We start from the raw sequence: 22662 nt of genomic DNA, 5'->3' as shown, positions 1-22662 counted from the left end.
CGTTCAACCGGCGTCGTCCGGCCTCTCGTCGTGTGCGACGCGGGTCAGGCTGTGCAGCAGGTGGCGCAGGGCGGGAGTCGGTGAGCCAGGGGGGACGGCCAGCGAGGTGGTCAGCCGTGGTCCGGCCAGCGGGCGGATGGCGACCCTGGGGAACTCCGGCAGCCCCGCCACCTCGTAGAAGACGGTCCAGGACGGGGCTCCGGCTCCGATGTGGGCGAGGGTCTCCTGGAGGGTGGTGAACGGCGGTCCCGGCGGCGGTGCCACCCCGGCGTCCCGGCAGGCTCCGGTGACCAGGTCGTGGAAGGGCGGATTTTCCTCACGCGCGGCGAGCCGGAGCGGAAGTCTCGCCAGGTCCTGGAGCCTCGGCTCGGCCGAGCGCGCCAGCCGATGCGCGGCGGGCAGCGCCACGTACAGCGGATCCGTCCAGACGGGAAGCAGTTCGAGGCCGGGCGCCTCGGTGAGCGCCCTGACCAGGGCGGCGTCGAGCTCGCCGGTGCGGACCGCGGACAGACGGGCGAGCAGGGGGAGCCGGCGCAGCCGGACCTGTAGCCGCGGCGCGACGGCGGCCAGCTCGTTCAGGGTGCGGAAGACCCGGTCGCCGGGGCCCTGCACGATCCCGAGGCGCAGGACGCCGTCGATGCCCGCGCCGATGTCGGCGGCCACCTGACGTGTGCGGCGCACGGCGGCGAGTACGGCGCGCGCCTCGGGCAGCAGGCGTTCACCGGCGCCGGACAGGTGCACGTGCCGGGTCGAGCGGTCGAACAGCGGCACACCGAGTTCGCGTTCGAGGCGGCGGATCTGCTGGCTGACCGCCGACTGCACGATGCTGAGCCGTTCGGCCGCCCGGCCGAACCCGCCCTCCTCAGCGACCGCAACGAAGTACTCCAGCTGCCGCAGCTCCATCCGTGCCCTCTGATTCATCTCGATCGGTGATCACTGCACGTCATAACCGCTTCTGGTTCACGGCTTCTTCCTGGACTCCAATGGGTTCCGATCCCGGTCCCTGTTTCCGGGAGAACTCATCAGGAGTCCACATGACCGTCACCGGTTCACCCGCCTTCGTCATGCCCGCCGACGCCGCGGAGGTCGTCGACCTCCCCGCGGGTGGCGCGTTCACGCTGCTCGCCGACGCGAGTCACACCGCGGGCGCGCTCGGCGCCAACCGGCTGAGGCTGGGGAGGGGACGCGACGGCGCCCGCCTCCATTTCCACTCCCGCTCCACCGAGCTGTTCCACGTCCTGGCCGGGGACATGGAGTTCCTCCTGGGGGATGAGCGGGTGACGGTCTCCGCGGGCGGGCTGGTCGTCGTGCCGCCGTGGCTGCCCCACGCGTTCGGCGCGGCGCCCGGCTCCGAGGCCGACGTGCTGTCCGTTCTGACGCCGGGGGTCGAACGCTTCGGATACTTCCGGCGGCTGGGCCGCGTCCAGCACGGGCTGGAACCCTTCGACGGCCTGTTGTCCGAGCAGGAACGCTACGACGTCCACTTCGTCGACGAAACCGGCAGGGACGTCCGATGAGCACCCTCGTGGCCGGGCCGCGGTTCGGGACGCTGTCGACGGCTCTCCGGCTCGGAGGTCGGCACCCCGGCCCCCGCCGTCGCCGCGCTCGCGGTGGTTTTCGTGCTCGCGGCCGGAGGGCAGGCGGCGCGCTGGTGGCCGTCGCGGTCTTTCCACTGGTCGCCGCGGCTCTGGCCTTCGTCATTCGATCTTCACCCGAATTCCCCTTCCCAGGGGGAGGGAAAGGTGGGATACGAAGGGGTGAACCGTGATTCGTGGACGAAAGACGATCTTGCGTGCGCGATCATGACACTATGGCAGGAGCGAGTGGAAGGCAGTGGTCACAGATGTCGGACGCCCCCCAGGACCGGATCGCCTCGGTCGATCTGCAGACCAACCGGCCGCACTCGGCCCGGGTCTACGACTACATCATGGGAGGCAAGGACAACTTCGCCCCTGACCGGGAGACCGCGGCCAAGGTGCTGGCCGACTGGCCCGGGCTGCGCACCTCGATGCTGGCCAACCGGGCCTGCATGCACCGGATGGCCCGTCACCTCACCGGCCTGGGCGTACGGCAGTTCGTCGACATCGGCACCGGCATCCCCTCCTCGCCGAACCTGCACCAGGTGGTCCAGGAGACCGCGCCGGACGCGCGTGTCGTCTACGTCGACAACGACCTCATCGTGCTGTTGCACGCGCGTGCCCTGCTGACCGGCACGCCCGAGGGGCGCATCGCCTACATCCAGGCCGACATGCGCACCCCCGAGGCGCTTCTCGGTGACGCCACACTCCACGAGGTGATCGACTTCTCCCAGCCGGTCGCGCTCACCCTGATCGCGATGCTCCAGTTCGTCGAGGACGCCCAGGGGGTGGTGGAGTCGCTCCTCGAACCGCTCGCCCCGGGCAGCCACCTCGCCATCACCATCCCGACCGGCGAGCTGGCCCCCGAGTCCGAACGGCTCGCCCGCGAGTACACCGAGCGCGGCATCCCCATGTATCTGCGCGGCCGCGCCGAGGTCGAACGGTTGTTCTCCGGCCTTGAACTGCTCGACCCGGGGATCGTCCCGATGCCGCGCTGGCACCCCACCCCCGGCGAGCAGCCCCTCCCGGACACCGCGACCAACATGTACGCCGCGGTGGGCCGCAAGCCCTGACCGGACACCGGCTGACGGTGCCGACTCGTACGGCGACGGCTCGCCGTGCGAACTCGCGACTCCGTTCTCCGGTCCACCCGGCGCTCCCCTGGCCCCCGCGTACGGCCCGGCGCTCCCCATACCGCCTGCTGTACGGCCCGGCAGCCCGCGTAGGCCGGGTCAGCGGCCGGTCGGCGCCCACCAGGTCAGGTTGGCCGCAGCCTGGGACACCGGTTCGATGATCTCCCACGCCTCGGCGATCAGCCCGTCGTCGAGGCGCCAGATGTCGACGACGGCGATCTCCGGCCCGGTTCCGGGAAGCCGGCGCAGCGAGTGCATCACGACGTGGTCGCCGGATTCCAGCAGGTGCCGTACCTCGACCCGCATGCCGGTGAGCGGGCCGAGCGCGGCGCCGACTGCGGCGAGCCACTCCGTCTTGTTCTTCGAGGTCGCGTCCGGCCGGTGGTGGACGAAGCCGTCGCTCAGCAGTGGCGCGAGCGCGTCGACGTCTCCGGTCGCGACCAGGGCCGTCAGCGCCCGTTCCACGACACCTTTGTTCCCTGTGGTCATGGGTCGCCAGTGTTCCCACCCCCGCCGGGGTTGTCGATGAAATGCCGTTTCATGGCGTACGGCCCGCAGGAGGGCTAGTGTCGGCGGCCATGCGCACGGTCGGGGAACTGTTGCGGCGGTGGCGGCACCGCCGCGGGCTCAGCCAGCTCGATCTGTCGATCGCCGCCGACGTCTCGGCCCGGCACGTCAGTCTGGTGGAGACCGGGAGGTCCCGCCCGAGCGCCGACATGGTCATCCGGCTCGCCGAGCAGCTCGACGTGCCGTTGCGTGAGCGCAACCGGCTACTGCTCGCCGCCGGTTTCGCCCCCCGTTACCCGGAACGGCCGCTCGACGGGGACGCGCTGCCCGCGGCCCGGGAGGCGATCGAAAGGGTGTTGCGCGCGCACGAGCCGTACCCCGCGCTGGTCGTCGACCGCCGGTGGGACATCGTGCTGACCAACCGCGCCGTCGCCCCGTTTCTCGCGCGCGTCGCCCCCGAGCTGCTCCGCCCGCCGGTCAACATGGTGCGGCTGGGGCTTGATCCGCGTGGACTCGCCCCGTTTATCGTGAACCTGGCGGAGGTGCGCTCGCTGCTGCGTGTCCGGATCTCCCGTCAGCTCGCGGTCGCCCCCGACCCCGGGTTGGCCGCGCTCCACGAGGAACTGCTGGCCCCCGGGGGTGCGGAGGTGGTCCATCGGGCCGGGTCCGAGGTCGCGACTCCGATGATCTTCCGTTTCGACGGCCGGGAGCTGCGGCTGTTCTCGACCGTCACCACGTTCGGCACCCCGCTGGACATCACACTGGAGGAGGTCTCGATCGAGTCGTACTACCCGGCGGACGCGGAGACCGCCGCCTACTTCACCGGGCTCGACCTCTGACCGGGGTCACACGACGGCGACGGCGTCGATCTCCACGAGGCATCCGGGGTTGAGACCGGCGACGATGTGGAGCGTGATGGCGGGCGGCGGGGCGGCGAAGTTCCAGACCTGACGGAAGGCCGCCACGCCCTCGTCGAAGGAGTGGCCGTCGACCACGGCGATGGTCCAGTGCACGATGTTCGCCAGGGTCGCCCCCTCGCTCTCCAGGATGGTCGAGAGGTTGTGGAAGATCTGCGCGGCCTGCTCCCCGACCGTGGGGCCGACGACCTTGCCGTCGGGGCCGACGCCGTTCTGGCCGCCGATGTAGATGGTCTTCGTCGGCTGCTCGACCACGACGGCCTGGCTGAAGGCCGGGCTGCGGTGGAGACCCTCGGGGTTGATGTGCCGGACGCCCATGTGTTTCCTCCTGCATGACACCGGTAATACCGGTTTCGACTGACACCAGTTATAGTGGTTACATGCGCACGAACGCAACCGGACGGGTGCTCCACGACCCCAAGGGCGGCTCCTTCCGCTTCGACGCGGGCGCCGTCTGCCTGGATTTCGCCTACACCGGGGGCGAAGGCCGCTACGCGGTGTTCGAGACCCTCCATGAGCCGACCGACCTGGTCGAATGGCTGGCCCAGCCGCCGTTGGACGCGGTCGTCACGGCCCCCGTGACAGCCGACGACCTGGTCGCGGCCAAGACCCTCCGCCAGGCGATCTGGGAGGCGGCACGGGCCAGGGCGGCGTACCGCCCGCTGCCCACCGAGGCGGTCGCGGCCGTCAACCGGGCCGCCGCCTCACCGCCGCTGGTCCCCGAACTCACCGGGAACGGCACGGCCACCGAGTGGGCGGCGCCGGTTCTGGCGTCCCAGGCGCTGTCCACGATGGCCCGGGAGATGATCGAGCTGCTGTCCGGGCCGCTGGCCGAGCGCTTCCGTGAGTGCGCCAGCGAGACCTGCCCGCTGGTCTTCGTCGACTCCTCCCGGCCCGGTGCCCGGCGCTGGTGCTCGATGGAGCGCTGTGGCAACCGCCACAAGGTCCGGGCCCTGCGTGCCCGCCGTACCCCGTGACCTCGGTGGGAGACGCGATTCCGTTGGTGAAAAGGAAAAAGGGCCCGCGCCGTGAAGGCGCGGGCCCTGATCCCGGTGTTCGTCGTCAGGAGGCGACGATGTTCTCGGCCTGCGGGCCCTTCTGGCCCTGCGTGACGTCGAAGGTCACCTTCTGGCCCTCGCGCAGCTCGCGGTAGCCGCCCTGGCCGACGATGTTGGAGTAGTGGGCGAAGACGTCGGCGCCGCCGCCGTCCTGCTCGATGAAGCCGAAGCCCTTTTCCGCGTTGAACCACTTCACGGTGCCGGAAGCCATATTGATCTCCTCTTGGTAGGTGTAGAGCCGAAATCCGTACTGACACGAATTTCGCGTCGCCGTGATAAGCCCACACCGGAGAAGACCGGTAAACAAAAAATGCACCCGACGCTACAAACCGTCAGGTGCACACAAGTTCGTCATGGGTACCAAAACTGCAACTACCATCAACGTATCACAGCCGTGGGGATGGTCCGCGTACTCGGGGTGGACACGATCCCCGGGTGTCGAGCAGCGGACGGTCCGCGTCCCCCGGCCGCGGCCCTCGGGCCGCTGGGGACGGGGATCTGGACCACCGGTCGGCCGTCGTCGTCCGGCCCGACCGGCCAGGCGGCGCAGCCGTTCCCGCGACGGGGAACCGGCCTCGGCCTGGAAGATCGTCACCCCCTGGCCCTCGTCGTCGGGCGTGCGCAGCAGCCCGGCGGTGAGGGTCAGCACGCCCACCTCGGGGTGACGGTAGTCGCGGGTGACGGAGGCGCAGTGGCTCACCGGAGCTCGGCCCACAGGGCGCGGAACTCCGGGCTGACCGCCGTCAGCTCCTCGATCAGCGCGATCAACCCCTCGTCGCCGGGGAACCTGCTCAGCGCCCCCTGCAGATAGGCGATGTCGTCGCGGGCCTTCTGCTCCCAGCCGACGTAGAGCCCACGGGAGAACTCGGTCTCCAGCAAGTCGATGACTTCTCCTCCCCTCGAACGGCCGGTGCGGCGCGAGCAGGGCGTGCGCCAGGCGGTTCCACGCCAGGGTGTCGCCCCGCCTGCCCACCGCGATGGCGGGCATCTCGGTGAGGGAGTCCACCATGAGCCGCACCCCGGGGCGCAGCCGTTCCGGCCCGGCCCGCTCCCCGCCCCGGGAGGCCCTGGCCAGCCGGTGCAGGTGGGCGACCTCCTCGCTGCGCAGCCCCTCGACCCGCCGGTTCCTCACTCCGGCGCTCAGCCCCACGTCCTGCGGCCTGAGCCTGGCCCGACGTGAACGGAGGAACTCACCAAGAGCGGAACTCGGGTACATGCCTCCAGAGGCTATTCACCGGCTGATCTGTTTCACCCCGACGGGCGGGGTAGGGGAAGGACCACCCCGTCGAAGGGAGCCGACGATGACCAGGTTCGGCTATTTCCTGAGCTGTGAGGAACACGATCCGAAGGAGCTGGTACGGCAGGCCAAGCTGGCCGAACAGGCCGGGTTCCAGGCCCTGTGGATCTCCGACCACTATCACCCGTGGCTCGACGAGCAAGGTCAGAGCCCGTTCGTGTGGAGCGTGATCGGCGCCCTCTCCCAGGCCGTCTCGCTGCCCATCACCACCGCCGTCACCTGTCCCCTGGTGCGGATCCACCCGGCGGTCGTCGCCCAGGCCGCCGCCACCAGCGCCGTGCTCACCGAGGGCCGGTTCCGGCTCGGGGTGGGGACCGGCGAGGCGCTCAACGAGCACATCCTCGGCGACCGGTGGCCGCCGGCGGCCGTACGGATGGAGATGCTCGCCGAGGCCGTCGAGCTCATGCGGTGGCTGTGGAGCGGCGAGCTGGTCACCCATCGCGGCCAGTACTACGAGGTGGACACCGCCAGGCTCTACACCCTGCCCGACGAGCCCCCCGAGATCTACGTGTCCGGTCTCGGCGAGCACTCCGCCGAGCTGGCCGGGCGGATCGGTGACGGCTTCATCACCACCGGTCCCAGCGCCGAACTGGTGGAGACGTTCCACAAGTCGGGTGGCGCGGGCAAGACGACGCAGGGCGGGCTGAAGGTCTGTTACGCCTCCGACGAGGCGCAGGCGCGCTCGCACGTGCACCGGCTGTGGCCGACGCAGGGCATCAAGGGGGAGGCGTCGCAGCTGTTGCCGCTGCCCCGGCACTTCGCGCAGCTCGCCGAGATGGTCGGGGAGGACGACGCGGTCGCCTCCTCCCCCTGCGGTCCCGACCCGCGGCGGCATCTGGCCGCCATCCGCCAGTACGTCGACGCCGGGTTCGACGAGGTCTACGTCAACCAGATCGGCCCCGACCAGGACGCCTTCTTCGACTTCTACGCCGCCCAGGTCCTGCCGGAGCTGACATGAACGGGCGGGGGCTGCTCGAAGGCGGGGTCGGCGGCGCGCTGGCCACCGCCGCGATGAGCGCGGTGATGCTGGCGGGGAGCCGGGCGGGGCTGATGGCGGACCAGCCGCCCAAGCACATCGCCCGCGCCGTCCTGCCCGGCCACCCGCACCGCAGGAAACCGGGTGAGGGCGTGCTGGGCGCCCTGGCCCACTTCGGCTTCGGGATGACGGCGGGGGCGCTGTTCCGCCTGGTCAGCAGGGGGCACCGGACTCCGGTGCCGGTCGGGATCGGGTACGGCCTGGCGATCTGGCTGGCCAGTTACCAGGGGTGGGTACCGGGGGTGACGGCCCTGCCGCCGATCTCCGCGGACCGGCCGGGGCGTCCGGCGGTCATGGCCGTCGGGCACGTGGTCTACGGCATCACCCTCGCGGCGGTGCTGAACAGGTTCCGTGACCGACACGATCGGTAGAACTTTTCCCATTATTTCATAGCGGCATATGCGAAATGCGTATATGTCGGGGTATCGATGGCTGGGCCGCACCATCGACAATTCCGGAGATCGACCACCGGACAAAATTTCGATCGCCCGGCAATGGAAGGCCGCAAAGCGGAACGGAGAAATCACGATGACCGAGACGGACCCCGAGGACACCTCGCCACAGCCTCCGGCCCAGGTGCCGGACGACCGGGAGAACGCCGCGGGAGCGGACGCCCCCGTCGGCATCGACCCAGAAGGCCCCGAGCCGAACGTCCCCGACGACCGGAAGGACACGCCCAAGCCCTGAGACGCTCAGTTCTCCGTTGAGGTCTCCTCGTGCGGGGTGCCGACGGGCTTGGACTCCGGTGAGCCACGCTGACGCAGGTAGATCGAGAGCACCACCATCGACAGTACGGCCAGCAGCTCCGACTGCCAGTTCTGCAGCGTACGGTTCCAGAAGTCCGGGGAGGCGACGTACCCTCCCAGGCTCACCGGGTCCTGCAGCTGTGACAACTGGCGGCGGTTGTAACTCGCGGTGCCCGCGACCGCCTGGGCCAGCCAGGACAGCACGAAGATCGCCCCCATCAGCAGGCCGAGGGAGTTCCCGTACAGCGTCTGGCGCAGCCCGGTCGCCCCGGCCCATTCGGGACTGCCGGGCACGGTGTGCCGCCCGACCTTCTGCTCGGCGTCGCTTCCCGTGCCCTCCTCACCCGGTTTCTTCGACTCGGGTGAGCCCCGCTGCACCAGCCAGACGGTGATGACGATGAACAGCAGGAACTGGAGGTACTCCGACTGCCAGTTCTCCGCCACGTCGACGGCGAAGTCGGAGGAGGTGACGTACTGCCACCAGGAGACGGCCGACCCGCCGTTGGCGAGCTGGTCGGCGTTGGCGTCCGCCACCCCCGCGACGGACTGCCCGACGACCGCCAGCAGGAAGGCCACCAGGAAGAACAGGCTCAACGCGTTGTCCCGCACGAAACGTCTCACGGCGCCCCCTAACGCTGCAGCAGGCCGATGGCGAAGAAGTAGACCAGCCCGGCCGTGATGACGGTCATCGTGACGACGAACATGGCGCGCATCTCAGGTCTTCACCTCACAGCTGTACGGCAGGTCACCCCGTGACCTGCACCCGGCCGCCCGCACCAGCCAGCCCAGGGGGAAGCGGTGCAGGAAGACGGTGTCGTGCGTGAGCCGTACCTGGGCCTCGTCTCCCCAGACGGCGGTCTCGCGCACCTGCCCGCCGGGCAGGTCGAGGCCGAGGACGGCCTTGGCGCAGACCTCACCGCCGGTGCGCAGCCCCTCGACCGCCTCGGGGGCCAGCAGGGTGCAGGCGCGCTGCCCGTCGTGGTCGCGGACGGCGGTGTAGAAGCGCTCGACGGTCCGCTCCGCGGCGCTCTTTCCCTCTGTGGCGCATCCCGACAGGCCCAGCGTGAGGGCCAGCGCGATCACCGGTACGGCTCGGACGTTCACCCGACCCCCCTACCCGAGCTTTCCCGTACCTCACCCGTCGCCCCCGGCTGCGATCACCGTCCGACGCGGGTGATCATTCCCGATGCTTTCCCGAAGAACGCCTTGTCGTTCGCCATTTCCGACAGTAAACCTCGATTAACTATAGAAATCCACATATATCTAATATCCGATCATTTTCATGATTTTTCTTGATTTGCCGGTTTTGAGGAGGACTTCGTCGGTAGTTATCCGGTGCGTAGGAGAGGTGGACCTATGAGATTTCTCGGGATCAATGCGATCTTTCATGATCCGGCGGCGGCGTTGATCGTCGACGGTGAGGTGGTCGCCGCGGCGGAGGAGGAACGGTTCAGCCGGCGCAAACACGGTAAACGGCCGGTGCCGTTCTCGGCGTGGGAGCTGCCCGAAAAGGCGGCGGCCTGGTGCCTGGAACGGGCGGGGCTGCGCCCGGAGGACCTGGACGCGGTCGCCACTCCTACGACCCGAACCTGGTACGGCCGGGTCAGGCCGGACTGGACGAGCGGTGGGAGGAACTGCGCACCACGTACGCGCGGCGGGCCCCGGCGTTCCTGGCGGGAGTGCTGCCGGGACTGGACGCGGCACAGGTGCGGTACGTGCCCCACCACGTGGCGCATGCGGCCTCCGCCGGGCTGGCCGCGCCGTACGAGGACGCGGCGGTGCTGGTGTGCGACGGGCGGGGAGAGGCCCTCTCGCACCTGGCCGGAGTGTACGAGGACGGGCGGCTGCGGGTGCTCGCCGCCCAGGAACTGCCGCACTCGCTGGGGCTGATGTACGAGGCGGTCACCGAGCACCTGGGGTTCATGCGCTCCAGCGACGAGTACAAGGTGATGGCGCTCGCCTCCTACGGCGCGCCCCGTTTCCTGGACGAGCTGCGGGAGCTGATCTACACCACCGGGGACGGCGGGTTCCGCGTCGAGCCGATCGACTGGGCGGCGTACGCCAAGGCGTTGCGGCCGGGACACGACTGGGGCGAGGAGCACGCGGACCTGGCGGCCAGTGTGCAGACCCGGCTTGAGGAGGTGCTGCTCGAACTGGCCTGCTGGCTGCACGAACGGACCGGGCGGCGCGTGCTGACGATGGCCGGTGGGGTGGCGCTGAACTGCGTGGCCAACACCTACCTGGCCGAACGGGGCCCGTTCGAACGGGTGTGGGTGCAGCCCGCCGCCGGGGACGCGGGAACCGCCCTGGGCGGGGCGTTGCACCTGGCGCGGGAGTTCGGCGAACCGGCCGCGCCGATGCCGGGGGCGGACCTGGGCCGCGAGTGGTCGGACGCGGAGCTGGCGGCCTGGCTGCGGGCGGCGCACGTGCCGTACGAGGAGCCGGCGGACGTGGCGGCGACGGTCGCGGCCGAGCTGGCCGCCGACCGGATCGTGGCGTGGTTCCAGGGCCGCAGCGAGTACGGCCCACGGGCGCTGGGACGGCGCTCGCTGCTGGCGCACCCGGGCAGGGCGGGCAACACCGAACGGTTGAACGAGGTCAAGGGCCGTGAGCAGTTCCGGCCCGTGGCGCCGATGGTGCTGGCCGAACGAGCCGGGGAGATCTTCACCCGGGGGCCGCTGCCGAGTCCGTACATGCTGTTCGTGCACGACGTGGACCCGGTGTGGCGGGAGCGGATCCCGGCGGTCGTGCACGTGGACGGCACGGCCCGGGTGCAGACCGTGGAGCGGGAGACCGAACCGCTGCTCGCGCGGATGCTTGAGGAGTTCGCGAACCGGACCGGGGTGCCGGTGGTGGTGAACACGAGCCTGAACACCGCGGGCAGGCCGATGGTCGACGATCCCCGCGACGCCCTTGAGTGCTTCGGCTCGGCGCCGGTGGACGTGCTGGTGCTGGGGCCGTACCTCGTGCGCAGGGAGGCGGTGTTCGCCACATGAGCGCTTCGGAGACTCCCGGCGAATTCACGGTGGTGATTCCCACGATCGGCCGTCCCAGCCTGGCCACGACACTGGCCGCGCTTGACGCGGACGTGGCGGTCGTCGTGGTCGACGACCGTCCCCCTACGGCCATGGGCGAACTGCCGGGGGTCGGGTCGAACCGGGTGCGGGTGGTGCGTTCGGGAGGCCGGGGCCCCGCGGCGGCGCGCAACGCCGGGTGGCGGGCGGCCGGGACGCCGTGGGTGGTGTTCCTCGACGACGACGTGGTCCCGGCGCCCGGCTGGGCGCGGGCGGTGACGGCCGACCTGGCCGGTCTGCCCGAGGAGGCGGCCGGCAGCCAGGGCCGGGTCGAGGTGCCGTTGCCGCAGGGCAGGGCGCCGACCGACGACGAACGCAACACCGCCGGCCTGGCGGGGGCCGCGTGGATCACCGCCGACATGGCCTACCGGCGGGCGGCGCTGGAGAAGGTCAACGGCTTCGACGAACGCTTCCCACGGGCCTACCGCGAGGACGCCGACCTGGCGTTGCGGCTGCGTACGGCGGGCTGGCTGCTGGTGCGGGGCGAACGGCTGGTGCGGCACCCGGTCCGTGACGACGGGCCGTGGGCCAGCCTGCGCCGTCAGCGGGGCAACGCCGACGACGCGTTGATGCGCCGGGTGCACGGCCCCGGCTGGCGGACGGCCGTCGGCGAGGGCGGGGGACGGCTCGGCAGGCACGCGCTGACCACCGGCCTCGGACTGGTGGGCCTGCTGGCGGGCGCGCTCGCCCTGGGGAGCGACGGCCGCGCCGCCCGCGCCCTGCGGGGCGGCGCGGTACTGGCCGGGGCCGGGTGGCTGGCGTTGACCGCCGAGTTCGCCTGGGCGCGGATCGCCCCGGGGCCGCGCACCGGCGAGGAGATCAGGCGGATGACGGTCACGAGCGTGCTCATCCCGCCGGCCGCGTGCGCCCATCGGCTGCGCGGTGAATGGCGGGTGCGCCGCGAAGGACGGGTCCACGGCGAACGACAGGCGCCCGGTGGACAGCGGGTCCACGGTGAACGGCGGGTGCGCCGATGACCGCCTCGTCCTCCGCCGCGAAGGCGCTCTCGGCTCCGTGGTCGCGGACCGGGACGGTCCTGGTGGCGCGGACGGACAACGCGGGGGACGTGCTGCTGGCCGGTCCCGCGATCCGGACGGTGGCCAACCACGCCGCCAGGGTGGTCATGCTGGCCGGACCGAACGGGCAGGCCGCGGCCGAACTGCTGCCCGGGGTCGACCAGGTGATCCGGTGGCGCACCCCGTGGATCGACCCGGCCCCGCCGCCCCTGACCGGCGAGCACGCCGCCCGGCTGATCGAGGCCGTCCGGCGGGTGGCGCCGCGGCAGGCGTTGATCCTCACCTCCTTCCACCAGTCGGCGCTGCCGCTGGCGGCGCTGCTGCGACTGGCCGGGGTGCCCAGGATCGCCGCGATCAGCAACGACTACCCCGGCTCCCTGCTGGACGTGCGGCACACGGTCGACGAGGAGGTGGACGTCCCCGAGGCCGAACGGATGCTCGCCCTGGCCCGTGCCGCCGGGTTCGAGCTGCCTCCCGGCGACGACGGGCGGCTGGCCGTACGGCATCCGCTGCCCCCGGTCGGGCACCTGACCGGGCCCGCCGGGTACGTGGTCGTGCACCCGGGGGCCTCGGTACCGGCCCGCGCCTGGCCGGCCGACCACTGCGAGCGGGCGGTGCGGCACCTGGCCGCGGCCGGGTACCGGGTCGTGGTCACCGGAACCCCCGGTGAGACGGCGCTCACCGCGCGGGTCGCCGGATCGCACGCCGTGGACCTGGGCGGCAGGACCTCGCTGGCGGAGCTCGCCGGGGTGCTGGCCGGGGCGGAGGCGGTGGTGGTCGCCAACACCGGGCCCGCGCACCTGGCCGCCGCGGTCGCGACCCCGGTGGTCAGCCTGTTCGCCCCGACCGTCCCCGCCGCCCGGTGGGCGCCCTACGGGGTGGCGGTGACCCTGCTCGGGGACCAGCACGCGCCCTGCCGGGGCAGCCGGGCCCAGGTCTGCCCGGTCGCCGGGCACCCGTGCCTGTCCTCGGTGACCCCGGCCCAGGTCGTCGACGCGGTACGCCGGTTGGCGGCGCCGCAGGACTGGGTGGAGGAGGGCGAGGACGAAGAGGACGACGAGTACACGGCACGCCGTCTGACGGTGAAGGAGGAGGCGTCATGAGGATCGCCCTGGTCTCCGAGCACGCCAGCCCACTGGCGACGATCGGCGGCGTGGACGCCGGTGGGCAGAACGTCCACGTCGCGGCCCTGGCCACCGCCCTGGCCGGTCGCGGCCACGAGGTCGTCGTCTACACCCGCCGGGACGCCCCCGGCCTGCCGGAAACGGTGGTCATGGCGCCCGGGGTGAGTGTCGAACACGTGAGCGCCGGACCGGCCAGGCCGATCCCCAAGGACGACCTGCCACCGCACATGCCCGCCTTCGCGGCCCACCTGACGCGCCGCTGGACCGCCGAACCGCCGGACGTGGCGCACGCGCACTTCTGGATGAGCGGCATGGCCACGCTGACGGCCGCCGGTGAGGCCGGGGTTCCCGTGGTGCAGACCTTCCACGCGCTGGGCACCGTCAAGCGACGCTGGCAGGGCGCCGCCGACACCAGCCCGCCCGAGCGGATCGCGACGGAGACCGACATCGGACGGCGGGCCGCGGCGATCGTGGCCACCTGTTCCGACGAGGTCACCGAACTGCGGGCGATGGGGATCCCGGACAGGAAGGTCACGGTCGTACCGTGCGGGGTCGATCTGGAACGCTTCCACCCCGACGGTCCCGCCGCCCCGGCCGGTGGGCGTCCACGCGTGCTGAGCATCGGCCGGATGGTCGCCCGCAAGGGCGTCGACACGGTCATCCGCGCGCTGCGCCGGGTGCCCGACGCCGAACTGGTGATCGTCGGCGGCTCCCCCGACGACGAGGAGGTCGGGCGGCTGCGGCTCCTGGTCGCCGGGTACGGGCTGGCCGGGCGGGTCCGCCTGGTCGGCAGCGTGAGCCGGGGAGAGGTGCCCGCGCTGCTGCGCTCGGCCGACGTGCTGGTGACCGTGCCGTGGTACGAGCCGTTCGGCATCGTGCCGGTCGAGGCGATGGCGTGCGGGGTTCCGGTGATCGCCTCGGCGGTCGGCGGACACCTGGACACGGTGGCCGGATGCGGGCTGCTGGTGCCGCCGCGCAGGCCGTACGCCCTGGCCCGTGCCCTGAACGACCTGCTGGCCCGCCAGGGCCTGCGCGAACGGCTCGCCGCCGCCGGGGTACGGCGGGCCAGGGAGCGGTACGGATGGCCGCGGATCGCGGCCCAGACCGAGTCGGTCTACCAGGCTCTGATCAGCGGCCGGCTCGACCGGCTCGCCGTCGCGGAAGGTTGAGCGGACATGCATCCTCATCTGTTCCGGCTGAGCACGACCCTGGTCTCCGTCGACCGGGAGACCTCCAGAATCCAGGCGTGGGGCAGCAAGCTCGCCGCGGTGCTCAACGGCGGAGGCCGGTTGCTGACCTGCGGAAACGGCGGTTCCGCCGCGGAGGCGCAGCATCTGAGCGCCGAACTGGTCGGCCGCTACCGCGCCGACCGGCGGCCGTACGCGGCGATCCCGCTGCACGCCGACACCTCAAGCCTCACCGCGATCGCCAACGACTTCGGCACCCAGGAGGCCTACGCCCGCCAGGTGCGCGCGCACGGCAGGCCGGGGGACGTGCTGATGTGCCTGTCGACCAGCGGCGCCAGCGGCAACGTGCTGGCCGCGGCGCAGGCCGGGCGGGAGTGCGGGCTGACCACGTGGGCGCTGACGGGCCCGGCCCCCAACCCGCTGGCCGAGCTGTGCGACGAGACGCTGGCGGTCCCGGTCCAGGACGTGGCCACCGTGCAGGAGGTGCACCTCGCGGTGATCCACATGCTCTGCGACGTGATCGAGGAGGACCACTCGTGACGGGCCCGATCGTGATCGTCGGCGACTGCCTGCTCGACGTGGACATCGAGGGCAGCGCGGAACGGCTCTGCCCTGAGGCTCCGGCTCCCGTCGTCGACGTGCGTGTGGAGCACCGGCGTCCTGGCGGGGCCGGGCTCGCCGCGCTGCTCGCCGCCCGCGACGGCGCCGAGGTGACCCTGGTCACCGCCCTCGCGGACGACACCTCGGGCCGTCACCTGACGGGTCTGCTCCCCGAGGGCGTTCGGGTGGTACGGCTGCCGCTGCGGGGCGCCACCGTCCGCAAGACCCGGGTCAGGGCGGGTGGCCAGACCCTGGTCAGGATCGACTCGGGCGACGGCCTGGCCAGGATCGGAACGGACCGGGTGCTCCGGCGGCGCCTGTCGGCGGTGCTGCGCGGCGCGCGGGCGGTCCTGGTCTCCGACTACGGGCGCGGTGTCGCCGAGGTGTGCCGTCCCCTGCTGGAGGACCTCCTTCTTGAGGGTCTCCACGCCCCGATCGTGTGGGATCCGCATCCGCGCGGCGCCGTCCCGCTGCCGGGCTGCGCCCTCACCACGCCGAACGAGGCCGAGGCCACCAGGCTGTGCGGGCGGCCGTACGCGACGCCGGAGGACGTCGCCCTGCGGCTGGCCGGTGAACTCGGGGTGGGGGCGGTGGCCGTCACCCTGGGAGACCGGGGAGCCGTGCTGGCGCGCCGGGACGGCAGGCACGTCCGTATCGCCCCGCCCGACGTGGCCTGCGGGCGTGACCCGTGCGGCGCGGGCGACAGGTTCGCCGTCTCCGCGACCCTCGCCCTGGCGGGCGGCGTGCCCGTCGAGGAGGCGGTCACCGCGGCGGTCGGCGAGGCCACCCGGTTCGTGAAGGCCGGAGGGGCGGCGGCGGTCCGGTCCGTCTCCCCCGCCGGCGTCCCCCCACCCCGCGTGTCGGCGAACGGCGCGGACGCGGCCGCCCTCGTCCGGGCCTCCGGTGGCAGGCTCGTGGCGACCGGGGGGTGCTTCGACCTGCTGCACGCCGGTCACGTCAGCCTGCTCCGCCGTGCCAGGGCCCTCGGGGACGCGCTGGTCGTGTGCGTCAACTCCGACGCGTCGGTACGGCGTCTGAAGGGCTCCGGCCGTCCCGTCATCGCCCAGCAGGACCGTGTCGAGGTGCTGCGGGCGCTGGAGTGCGTCGACGCGGTCGTCGTCTTCGACGAGGACACGCCCTCCGCCGTCGTCGAACGGCTCCGGCCCGAGGTGTGGGTCAAGGGCGGCGACTACACCGAGGCCGACCTTCCCGAGGCCGACACCGTACGACGCTGCGGCGGCGACGTCGTGATCCTGCCGACCGTGCCCGGCTACTCGACCACCGGGCTGATCACCGCCCTGCGCACCACTCGTTCCTGACATTGAGAAGAGGTTCACATGCTTGGAAATATCCTGATAACCGGTGGAGCGTCCGGGCTTGGTCGGGCGGTGGCCGTCGCGGTCGCCAAGGAGGGCGGCAGTCCTCTGGTCGTGGACGTCAACCCGCCGGAGAACGGCTTCGACCACGTGATCGCCGACCTGACCGACCGCGCCCAGACCGAACGGGCCGTGGCCGAGCTGGCCGACCACGCCGGAGGTCTGGACGGGGTCGTCACCGCCGCCGGGATCGACGCCTGCGGGCGGCTGGAGGACGTGCCCGCCGACGCCTGGGAACGGGTCGTCCAGGTCAACCTGATCGGCACCGCCACGGTCGTCCGGGCCGCGCTGCCGTACCTGACCGCCTCCCGGGGACGGGTGGTGACCTGCGCCTCCACGCTGGGGCTGCGGGCGCTCAGCGACGCGACCGCCTACTGCGCCTCCAAGTTCGGGGTGGTCGGGTTCACCCGCGCCCTGGCCGCGGAACTGGCCGGACGGGTCGGGGTGACGCTGCTGGTGCCCGGCGGGATGCGCACCCCGTTCTTCGACGGCCGCACCGAGCAGTACAAACCGGGTCCCGACACCCTGCTCAACCCGCCGGAGGACGTGGCCGCCACCGTGCTGTTCGCGCTGTCCCAGCCGCCGGGATGCGAGGTCAGGGAACTGGTCGTGTGCCCCTCGACCGAGGCCTCCTGGCCGTGACCGCCCCCGATCCCCGGAGCCGGCTCCCGGCAGGCGCACCGCCGTCCGTCCCGGGACCTTCGGGCACCGGGGTTCCCGGGCCGCGGCACGCGGGGGAGCCGACGGTGCTGGTGCTGCGGGGCCTGGGCCTTGGCGACCTGCTGACCGCCGTACCGGCGTTGCGCGGCCTGCGCCGTGCCTGGCCCCGGCACCGGATCGTGCTGGCCGCGCCCGCCGTACTGGCCGGGCTGGCCCGGCTGACCGGCGCCGTCGACGAGGTCCTGAACGTCCACGGCCCCGGGCCCGTCCCCTTCCTCGGAGCCGAGGTGGCGGTCAACCTGCACGGCGCGGGACCGCAGAGCACCACGGCGCTGCTGCGCACCGCCCCCGGCCGGTTGCTCACCCACTCCCATCCCGCCCTGCCGGAGGTGTCCGGCCCCGCCTGGCGGGACGACCGGCACGAGGTGGGGCGCTGGTGCGCCCTGCTTGAGTGGTACGGCATCGCCGCCGACCCCACCGACCTGGCACTGCCCGTTCCGTCCGTCGAGACGACCGGGGAGGCCGAACCGGCCGGGCTCACCGGAGGCGTCGAAGTCGCCGGGTCGGCGGGCACGGCCGTGAACGCCGGATGGGCCGGGGAGGCCGAAAGGCCGGGGCATGTGATCGTTCACCCCGGGGCGGCCTTTCCCGCCCGCCGCTGGCCCCCCGACCGGTTCGCCCAGGTCGCCGCCGCCCTCGCCGGTGACGGCCACCGCGTTCTCATCACCGGGGACGCCGCCGAACGCGACCTCGCCCACACCGTGGCCGCCCTCGCCGGGCTGCCCCGCGAAGCCGTGCTCGCGGGCCGTACCGGACTGGAGCGGCTGGCGGCGCTGGTCGGGACGGCACGGCTGGTGGTGTGCGGGGACACCGGGGTCGCGCACCTGGCCACCGCGCTGTCCACCCCCTCTGTCGTGCTCTTCGGCCCCACCCCGCCCGCCCGCTGGGGTCCCCCGCCCGGGAGAGGGCACCACGTGGTGCTCTGGCGCGGCCGCACCGGCGACCCCTTCGCGACCCGGCCCGACCCCGGTCTGCTGACCATCAGCCCCGCCGACGTCCTGGCCGCCATCGCCACCCTGCCGACCGCAGAGGAAAGGAGCCCATCATGAGAGTCCTGGTCACCGGAGGAGCCGGATTCCTCGGCTCCCACCTGTGCGAACGCCTCCTGGCCCGTGGCAACGAGGTGATCTGCATGGACAACTTCCTGACCGGATCGCCCGGCAACGTCGAACACCTCATGGGCCGGCCCGCCTTCCGGCTCATCGAGACCGATCTGACCGGCTTTGTCCATGTTCCCGGTGCCGTGGACCTCGTCCTTCACCTGGCCTCGGCCGCCTCCCCCGTCGACTACCTGCGCCACCCCATCGACACCCTCAAGGTCGGCAGCCTGGGCACCCTGCACGCCCTGGGCCTGGCCAAGGAGAAGCACGCCCGTTTCGTGCTGACCTCAACCAGCGAGGTCTACGGCGACCCCCTGCAACACCCGCAGAGCGAGACCTACTGGGGCAACGTCAACCCCGTCGGCCCGCGCAGTGTCTACGACGAGGCCAAACGTTTCGCCGAGTCCCTGGCCACCGCCTACCGCAACGCCGCGGGCACCGACACCGCGATCGTGCGGATCTTCAACACCTACGGTCCCCGGATGCGTCCGTACGACGGCCGCGCCATCCCCACCTTCATCCGCCAGGCCCTGCACGGCGAGCCGATCACCGTGACCGGCGACGGCTCCCAGACCCGCTCCATCTGCTACGTCGACGACACCGTCGCCGGCATCCTGGCCCTGGCCGACAGTGACTTCGCGGGCCCGGTCAACATCGGCAACCCCGCCGAGGTGACCATGCTCGAACTGGCCCACACCATCCGTGACCTGGCCGGGTCGTCCTCACCGATCGTCTTCGTCCCCCGCCCGACCGACGACCCGGCCGTGCGCCGCCCGGACACCGGCCTGGCCGCCGCCCGGCTGGGCTGGCAGGCCACCGTCCCGGCGGCCGAGGGACTACGCCGGACCATCGACTGGTTCACCGCCCAACTCCACCGCCCCGAGGAACTCACCCGTAGCTAGGCTCCGGGGCCTGCGTCCCACCGATTCACCGCCGGAACCGGGGGTAGTGCCTCGGGAACTCGGGACTCACAAAGGCTCGAAGGCCCTTGGGGCCCACAAGGTTCGGGGAGGGGAGTGCGGGTGCGGGTGAACCGGCGGGACCTCGTCGTCGACGGGCTCACCGTCGCCGGTCACCGTCGGCGGGGTCCCGGTGGTGCCGTCGTCTGTGTCCACGGGGCCGGGGTGTCCAGCAGGGAACTGCTGCCCTTCGTCGACGCGCTCGGGGAGCGGCACGACACGTGGGCCCTCGACCTGCCCGGTTTCGGGGCGAGCACCAAGCCGTCCCGCCCGCTGACCCTGCCCACTCTGGCCGACGTCGTCGCCGCCTGGGTCACCGAGACGGGACTGGAACGGCCCTGCCTGCTCGGTGGCTCCTTCGGCTGCCAGGTGGTGGTCGACATCGCCGTCCGTCATCCCGAGCTGGTCTCGGCCCTGGTGCTGGCCGGTCCCACGGTCGATCCGCACTCCCGCTCCCCGGTACGGCTCGCCGGTCAGTGGCTGCGCAACTCCGTACGGGAGGACCCTCGGATGGTGCCGTTGAACGTGGCCGACTACCGCGACGCGGGGCTACGACGGGTGCTGGGGACGTTCGGTGAGTCGATCCGCGACCGGATCGAGGACAAACTGCCCCTCGTCACCGTTCCCACCCTGGTCGTGCGGGGAGAGTACGACAGGCTCGTGCCCCAGCCCTGGGCGGAGGAGGCGACCAGGCTGCTGCCACGGGGACGCCTGGTGATCATGGAAGGGCTGCCCCACATGACGCCCTACCGCGACCCTCGGGGTCTCGCCCGGATCGTGACGGACTTCCTGGCGGAGGTGCGAACGTGAGAGCGCCCCACCGGCTGACGCCTGTCAGCCCTCTCCCCGGCCGGGCCGTGACGAACCTTCCGAGGGAGGTCGGGCCGTGAAACCGGGCAAGGTCGTGGCGTCGTTCGACTCGGCGACCGGCATGCTGCGCGCGCTCTCCCGTTTCCTGCACGGCCGTGACGTGCCGCTCATCGGGCAGGGGCCCGCGTGGGCGGAGCCGTGGGCCTCCGCCGTACTCGGCCTGGCCAACAGGCTTCCGCGTCCGCTCCAGGAAAAGGCCTACGCCGCCAGTGGTTGGGCCGAGGCCGTACCACCCAACCGGGTCGGCGACATCAGGTCGGACGACCTGGCGCGGTGGGTCACCGGCCACTACCCCCGGCGCCGTGGCCAGGTGGCCTTCGTCGGGTCGTCCAACGGCGCCCTGGTCCACCTGGCCGCCGCCGTGGCCGCCCCCTGGCTGCCGCAGACCCTCCTGATCCCGGTACGGCGTCGCGGCGTCCATCCGGACGAACCCCGCCGGGACCTCCTCGCCACCCAGGAGGCCGGAAACGCTCTGACCAGCGCGAACCCGGACCTCGTCCTGCACCAGATGCACGACGCCAACCAGGACCGGCTGATGATCGCGGGGATGACCTACTTCCGGGTCAAGTGGCGGCGTCTGCCCGAGGCCTACCGGCGTTTCCTTGAGGCGAGCCTGGAGCCCGGCGCGACCCTGGTGGTCGTCGAATGCGGCCTGCGCAGGCCGGTGACACGGGTCGGCCCCCGCCATGTCTTCCAGCACGGCGCGCTCGGCGGGGCGACGCCACGGGAGTACGAGGAGGGCGGCCCCCGCGTCGCCGACTACCTACGCCGCTACGGCTCTCCGCATCGCGGGTGGGACTACCCGCCGGTTGACGAGGAGAGCCCGGAGGCCGAATGGGGGTTCGAGCCCTCACTGCTTCCCGACCTGCGGGAGCTGGCCGCCCGCAACGGCTGGCGGCTGCTGCGGCTGCGTTTCACGGAGCCGGAGGAGCTCAGCCCCGTGGTCGCCGACCTCTACCGGGACCGGTACCGACGGCGTGACCTGCCCGCCGACCGGCTGCTCGCCGAGTGCTTCCTGCTCCTCGAACCGTGGTGGACGCTGCGCAGCGGGTCGGTGCCGTACTGGATGGTCTTCAACACCGAGCCCTCACTCGCGAGCCTGACCGGCTATCTCGACCGCTCCGACCCCTTCGCCGAGATCAGGCTGTTGCTGTTCTCCCACGGGGTCGAGTCCGTCGGGCTGGCCTCGATCGAGCAGTGGCGTCAGGTCCTGGCACGGGCGGAGAAGGTGGGCGTGTTCACCGGCGGCGACCCCCGGGCCCACCCACGCGACTTCGCCGGCCTGGCCCGCGCCCACCGGGAACTCAGCAGAATCAGGACGACGTACCCGATCCCCCCACCCCTCCCCTGGCCCGACGCCGAGGCCTTCCTGACAGCCCGGCTGGGATCCCTCCAGGACGATGAGTGACCCGGTATCAGGGGAGGAGCGGTGAGCCCGTGGTGAGGGCGCGGTGAGGGGCGGGCTTCATGGTTGGGGGGTCGCCGGGCCACACCGAGGGCCGGCCGAGATCGAGGAGTTCTGATGGGTGTTCTCGCCGACAAGACTGCGCTGGTCACGGGTGGTTCGCGGGGCATCGGCAGGGCGGTCGCGGTACGGCTGGCGGCCGAGGGGGCCCTGGTCGCCGTCCACTACGGCGGTGACGACGCGGCGGCCCGCGAGACGGTGGCGCGGATCGAGAAGGAGGGCGGCCGGGCGTTCGCCGTACGGGCCAGGTTCGGTGAGCCGGGCGCGATCGACCTGCTCTTCGAGGGGCTGACCGAGGGGCTGGCCGGGCGTGGCCTCGACATCCTGGTCAACAACGCGGGCATCGCGTCGATCAACCCGATCTCCCAGGTCACCCCCGAGGAGTTCGAACGGCTGCTCGCGATCAACGTGAGCACGCCGTTCTTCGTGATCCAGCGCGCGCTGCCGCTGCTGAACGACGGGGGCCGCGTCGTCAACATGGGTTCGACGGCCACCAGGATCGCGGTCCCCATGCAGATCGGCTACACCGTCAGCAAGGCGGCGATCGAGGCGATGGCGCCGTCCCTGGCCAACGAGCTGGGCGGGCGCGGGATCACGGTGAACACGGTCGCGCCCGGTGTGGTGCGGACCGACATGACCGCGGGTCACACGTCCATCCCCGAGGTGGTCACCGCGTTCGAGGCCATCACCGCGCTGGGACGGCTCGGCGAGCCCGAGGACGTCGCCGACGTCGTCGCCTTCCTGGCGAGCCCCCAGGGCCGCTGGGTGACCGGGCAGACCATCGACGTCTCCGGAGGGACCTACCTCGGTCCCATCGGGTGACCGTCCTTCGGCGCCGGTCGCGGCCCGGGTCGTCTCCCAGGAGGCACCGTGATGACCGGCCTGTTCTCCAGCCGTGGT

At 72.1% G+C, this 22662-nt stretch carries 24 protein-coding genes and 3 pseudogenes; 19 read left to right on the top strand and 8 right to left on the bottom strand.

Features of this window, described 5'->3' with window-relative positions; translation table 11 throughout:
- Positions 1-3 precede the first annotated feature (3 nt).
- Entirely contained in the window at positions 4-903 is a 900-nt protein-coding gene (locus ABZ463_RS25460) for a LysR family transcriptional regulator (RefSeq protein ID WP_362779644.1), read from the bottom strand.
- A 131-nt stretch (positions 904-1034) separates the two neighbouring features.
- Between ABZ463_RS25460 and ABZ463_RS25455 the strand changes: the two genes are divergently transcribed.
- Entirely contained in the window at positions 1035-1517 is a 483-nt protein-coding gene (locus tag ABZ463_RS25455) for a cupin domain-containing protein (protein ID WP_362779642.1), read from the top strand.
- Positions 1518-1810: 293 nt separating this feature from the next.
- A complete protein-coding gene (locus ABZ463_RS25450; protein WP_352014996.1) occupies positions 1811-2650 on the top strand; it encodes an SAM-dependent methyltransferase in 840 nt (279 codons plus the stop codon).
- A 159-nt stretch (positions 2651-2809) separates the two neighbouring features.
- Here ABZ463_RS25450 and ABZ463_RS25445 read toward each other — a convergent pair whose 3' ends face one another.
- Positions 2810-3199 (bottom strand): nuclear transport factor 2 family protein, encoded by a 390-nt coding sequence (locus ABZ463_RS25445; protein ID WP_352014997.1) that lies wholly within the window; start codon positions 3197-3199, stop codon positions 2810-2812.
- A gap of 89 nt (positions 3200-3288) precedes the next feature.
- On the opposite strand from ABZ463_RS25445, the gene ABZ463_RS25440 reads away from it, so the two are divergent.
- Positions 3289-4056, top strand: coding sequence for a helix-turn-helix transcriptional regulator (locus ABZ463_RS25440; protein ID WP_362779639.1), 768 nt, complete (start codon positions 3289-3291; stop codon positions 4054-4056).
- A gap of 6 nt (positions 4057-4062) precedes the next feature.
- On the opposite strand, the gene ABZ463_RS25435 is transcribed toward ABZ463_RS25440, so the two are convergent.
- Complete coding sequence (locus ABZ463_RS25435) at positions 4063-4452, bottom strand: RidA family protein (RefSeq protein WP_352014999.1); 390 nt, start codon at positions 4450-4452, stop codon at positions 4063-4065.
- Between the two features lie 62 nt (positions 4453-4514).
- Here ABZ463_RS25435 and ABZ463_RS25430 point away from each other — a divergent pair, with 62 nt between their 5' ends.
- Positions 4515-5111 (top strand): CGNR zinc finger domain-containing protein, encoded by a 597-nt coding sequence (locus ABZ463_RS25430; protein ID WP_362779636.1) that lies wholly within the window; start codon positions 4515-4517, stop codon positions 5109-5111.
- 85 nt (positions 5112-5196) lie between these two features.
- On the opposite strand, the gene ABZ463_RS25425 is transcribed toward ABZ463_RS25430, so the two are convergent.
- The 3 genes and pseudogenes from ABZ463_RS25425 to ABZ463_RS25415 all read right to left on the bottom strand — a co-directional run.
- Positions 5197-5403, bottom strand: a complete 207-nt coding sequence (locus ABZ463_RS25425) for a cold-shock protein (protein ID WP_352015001.1) — start codon at positions 5401-5403, stop codon at positions 5197-5199.
- A 111-nt stretch (positions 5404-5514) separates the two neighbouring features.
- Positions 5515-6071 (bottom strand): annotated as a pseudogene (locus tag ABZ463_RS25420) (hypothetical protein).
- 31 nt (positions 6072-6102) lie between these two features.
- Positions 6103-6408, bottom strand: a pseudogene (locus ABZ463_RS25415) (transcriptional regulator); the annotation flags it as partial.
- Positions 6409-6493: 85 nt separating this feature from the next.
- Here ABZ463_RS25415 and ABZ463_RS25410 point away from each other — a divergent pair.
- From ABZ463_RS25410 to ABZ463_RS25400, 3 genes are all read left to right on the top strand, one after another.
- Entirely contained in the window at positions 6494-7447 is a 954-nt protein-coding gene (locus ABZ463_RS25410) for an LLM class F420-dependent oxidoreductase (protein ID WP_352015003.1), read from the top strand.
- Positions 7444-7896, top strand: a complete 453-nt coding sequence (locus ABZ463_RS25405; RefSeq protein WP_352015004.1) for a DUF6789 family protein — start codon at positions 7444-7446, stop codon at positions 7894-7896. Before ABZ463_RS25410 ends, ABZ463_RS25405 begins: the two co-directional genes overlap by 4 nt.
- 157 nt (positions 7897-8053) lie before the next feature.
- Positions 8054-8212, top strand: a complete 159-nt coding sequence (locus tag ABZ463_RS25400) for a hypothetical protein (protein ID WP_352015005.1) — start codon at positions 8054-8056, stop codon at positions 8210-8212.
- Positions 8213-8217: 5 nt separating this feature from the next.
- Here ABZ463_RS25400 and ABZ463_RS25395 read toward each other — a convergent pair whose 3' ends face one another.
- Positions 8218-8892: a DUF6766 family protein gene (locus ABZ463_RS25395; protein WP_352015006.1), complete on the bottom strand. Its 675-nt coding sequence runs from the start codon at positions 8890-8892 to the stop codon at positions 8218-8220.
- A 93-nt stretch (positions 8893-8985) separates the two neighbouring features.
- The gene (locus ABZ463_RS25390; protein WP_352015007.1) at positions 8986-9375 is read right to left on the bottom strand and encodes a hypothetical protein; all 390 of its coding nucleotides are present in this window, start codon (positions 9373-9375) and stop codon (positions 8986-8988) included.
- A gap of 252 nt (positions 9376-9627) precedes the next feature.
- Here ABZ463_RS25390 and ABZ463_RS25385 point away from each other — a divergent pair.
- The 12 genes and pseudogenes from ABZ463_RS25385 to ABZ463_RS25330 all read left to right on the top strand — a co-directional run bounded on the left by ABZ463_RS25385 (position 9628) and on the right by ABZ463_RS25330 (position 22584).
- A pseudogene (locus tag ABZ463_RS25385) lies at positions 9628-11267 on the top strand (carbamoyltransferase C-terminal domain-containing protein).
- Positions 11264-12322, top strand: a complete 1059-nt coding sequence (locus ABZ463_RS25380) for a glycosyltransferase (protein WP_362779630.1) — start codon at positions 11264-11266, stop codon at positions 12320-12322. The pseudogene ABZ463_RS25385 and the gene ABZ463_RS25380 overlap by 4 nt, the downstream one beginning before the upstream one ends.
- Entirely contained in the window at positions 12319-13464 is a 1146-nt protein-coding gene (locus ABZ463_RS25375) for a glycosyltransferase family 9 protein (protein ID WP_362779628.1), read from the top strand. The genes ABZ463_RS25380 and ABZ463_RS25375 overlap by 4 nt, the downstream gene beginning before the upstream one ends.
- Entirely contained in the window at positions 13461-14654 is a 1194-nt protein-coding gene (locus ABZ463_RS25370) for a glycosyltransferase (protein WP_352015011.1), read from the top strand. The genes ABZ463_RS25375 and ABZ463_RS25370 overlap by 4 nt, the downstream gene beginning before the upstream one ends.
- A gap of 6 nt (positions 14655-14660) precedes the next feature.
- Positions 14661-15212 carry an SIS domain-containing protein gene (locus ABZ463_RS25365; RefSeq protein ID WP_352015012.1) on the top strand — a complete coding sequence of 184 codons (552 nt, stop codon included), beginning with the start codon at positions 14661-14663 and terminating at the stop codon, positions 15210-15212.
- Positions 15209-16591 (top strand): D-glycero-beta-D-manno-heptose 1-phosphate adenylyltransferase, encoded by a 1383-nt coding sequence (gene rfaE2, locus ABZ463_RS25360; RefSeq protein ID WP_362779625.1) that lies wholly within the window; start codon positions 15209-15211, stop codon positions 16589-16591. The genes ABZ463_RS25365 and rfaE2 overlap by 4 nt, the downstream gene beginning before the upstream one ends.
- 18 nt (positions 16592-16609) lie before the next feature.
- Positions 16610-17290 carry an SDR family oxidoreductase gene (locus ABZ463_RS25355; RefSeq protein WP_352015014.1) on the top strand — a complete coding sequence of 227 codons (681 nt, stop codon included), beginning with the start codon at positions 16610-16612 and terminating at the stop codon, positions 17288-17290.
- Positions 17291-17394: 104 nt separating this feature from the next.
- A complete protein-coding gene (locus tag ABZ463_RS25350) occupies positions 17395-18417 on the top strand; it encodes a glycosyltransferase family 9 protein (protein ID WP_362779622.1) in 1023 nt (340 codons plus the stop codon).
- Entirely contained in the window at positions 18414-19370 is a 957-nt protein-coding gene (locus tag ABZ463_RS25345; protein ID WP_362779620.1) for a UDP-glucuronic acid decarboxylase family protein, read from the top strand. The genes ABZ463_RS25350 and ABZ463_RS25345 overlap by 4 nt, the downstream gene beginning before the upstream one ends.
- A 126-nt stretch (positions 19371-19496) precedes the next feature.
- On the top strand, positions 19497-20237 hold the full coding sequence (locus tag ABZ463_RS25340; protein ID WP_362779617.1) for an alpha/beta hydrolase: 741 nt from the start codon (positions 19497-19499) through the stop codon (positions 20235-20237).
- 76 nt (positions 20238-20313) lie between these two features.
- A complete protein-coding gene (locus ABZ463_RS25335) occupies positions 20314-21705 on the top strand; it encodes a hypothetical protein (RefSeq protein WP_362779614.1) in 1392 nt (463 codons plus the stop codon).
- A 114-nt stretch (positions 21706-21819) separates the two neighbouring features.
- Positions 21820-22584, top strand: a complete 765-nt coding sequence (locus tag ABZ463_RS25330) for an SDR family oxidoreductase (RefSeq protein ID WP_362779612.1) — start codon at positions 21820-21822, stop codon at positions 22582-22584.
- Positions 22585-22662 lie beyond the last annotated feature (78 nt).

The organism is Streptosporangium sp. NPDC020145, assembly GCF_040631275.1.
Taxonomy (GTDB): Bacteria; Actinomycetota; Actinomycetes; order Streptosporangiales; family Streptosporangiaceae; genus Streptosporangium.
Note: the sequence above shows the minus strand (reverse complement) of the source record. Positions and strands in the feature narration are given on the sequence as shown.

What these genes read in the sequence shown, in the direction of transcription:
- ABZ463_RS25460 (WP_362779644.1), bottom strand. Translation starts at nt 903, where the DNA reads ATGGAGCTGCGGCAGCTGGAGTACTTCGTTGCGGTCGCTGAGGAGGGC.
- ABZ463_RS25455 (WP_362779642.1), top strand. Translation starts at nt 1,035, where the DNA reads ATGACCGTCACCGGTTCACCCGCCTTCGTCATGCCCGCCGACGCCGCG.
- ABZ463_RS25450 (WP_352014996.1), top strand. Translation starts at nt 1,811, where the DNA reads ATGGCAGGAGCGAGTGGAAGGCAGTGGTCACAGATGTCGGACGCCCCC.
- ABZ463_RS25445 (WP_352014997.1), bottom strand. Translation starts at nt 3,199, where the DNA reads ATGACCACAGGGAACAAAGGTGTCGTGGAACGGGCGCTGACGGCCCTG.
- ABZ463_RS25440 (WP_362779639.1), top strand. Translation starts at nt 3,289, where the DNA reads ATGCGCACGGTCGGGGAACTGTTGCGGCGGTGGCGGCACCGCCGCGGG.
- ABZ463_RS25435 (WP_352014999.1), bottom strand. Translation starts at nt 4,452, where the DNA reads ATGGGCGTCCGGCACATCAACCCCGAGGGTCTCCACCGCAGCCCGGCC.
- ABZ463_RS25430 (WP_362779636.1), top strand. Translation starts at nt 4,515, where the DNA reads ATGCGCACGAACGCAACCGGACGGGTGCTCCACGACCCCAAGGGCGGC.
- ABZ463_RS25425 (WP_352015001.1), bottom strand. Translation starts at nt 5,403, where the DNA reads ATGGCTTCCGGCACCGTGAAGTGGTTCAACGCGGAAAAGGGCTTCGGC.
- ABZ463_RS25410 (WP_352015003.1), top strand. Translation starts at nt 6,494, where the DNA reads ATGACCAGGTTCGGCTATTTCCTGAGCTGTGAGGAACACGATCCGAAG.
- ABZ463_RS25405 (WP_352015004.1), top strand. Translation starts at nt 7,444, where the DNA reads ATGAACGGGCGGGGGCTGCTCGAAGGCGGGGTCGGCGGCGCGCTGGCC.
- ABZ463_RS25400 (WP_352015005.1), top strand. Translation starts at nt 8,054, where the DNA reads ATGACCGAGACGGACCCCGAGGACACCTCGCCACAGCCTCCGGCCCAG.
- ABZ463_RS25380 (WP_362779630.1), top strand. Translation starts at nt 11,264, where the DNA reads ATGAGCGCTTCGGAGACTCCCGGCGAATTCACGGTGGTGATTCCCACG.
- ABZ463_RS25375 (WP_362779628.1), top strand. Translation starts at nt 12,319, where the DNA reads ATGACCGCCTCGTCCTCCGCCGCGAAGGCGCTCTCGGCTCCGTGGTCG.
- ABZ463_RS25370 (WP_352015011.1), top strand. Translation starts at nt 13,461, where the DNA reads ATGAGGATCGCCCTGGTCTCCGAGCACGCCAGCCCACTGGCGACGATC.
- ABZ463_RS25365 (WP_352015012.1), top strand. Translation starts at nt 14,661, where the DNA reads ATGCATCCTCATCTGTTCCGGCTGAGCACGACCCTGGTCTCCGTCGAC.
- ABZ463_RS25355 (WP_352015014.1), top strand. Translation starts at nt 16,610, where the DNA reads ATGCTTGGAAATATCCTGATAACCGGTGGAGCGTCCGGGCTTGGTCGG.
- ABZ463_RS25345 (WP_362779620.1), top strand. Translation starts at nt 18,414, where the DNA reads ATGAGAGTCCTGGTCACCGGAGGAGCCGGATTCCTCGGCTCCCACCTG.
- ABZ463_RS25330 (WP_362779612.1), top strand. Translation starts at nt 21,820, where the DNA reads ATGGGTGTTCTCGCCGACAAGACTGCGCTGGTCACGGGTGGTTCGCGG.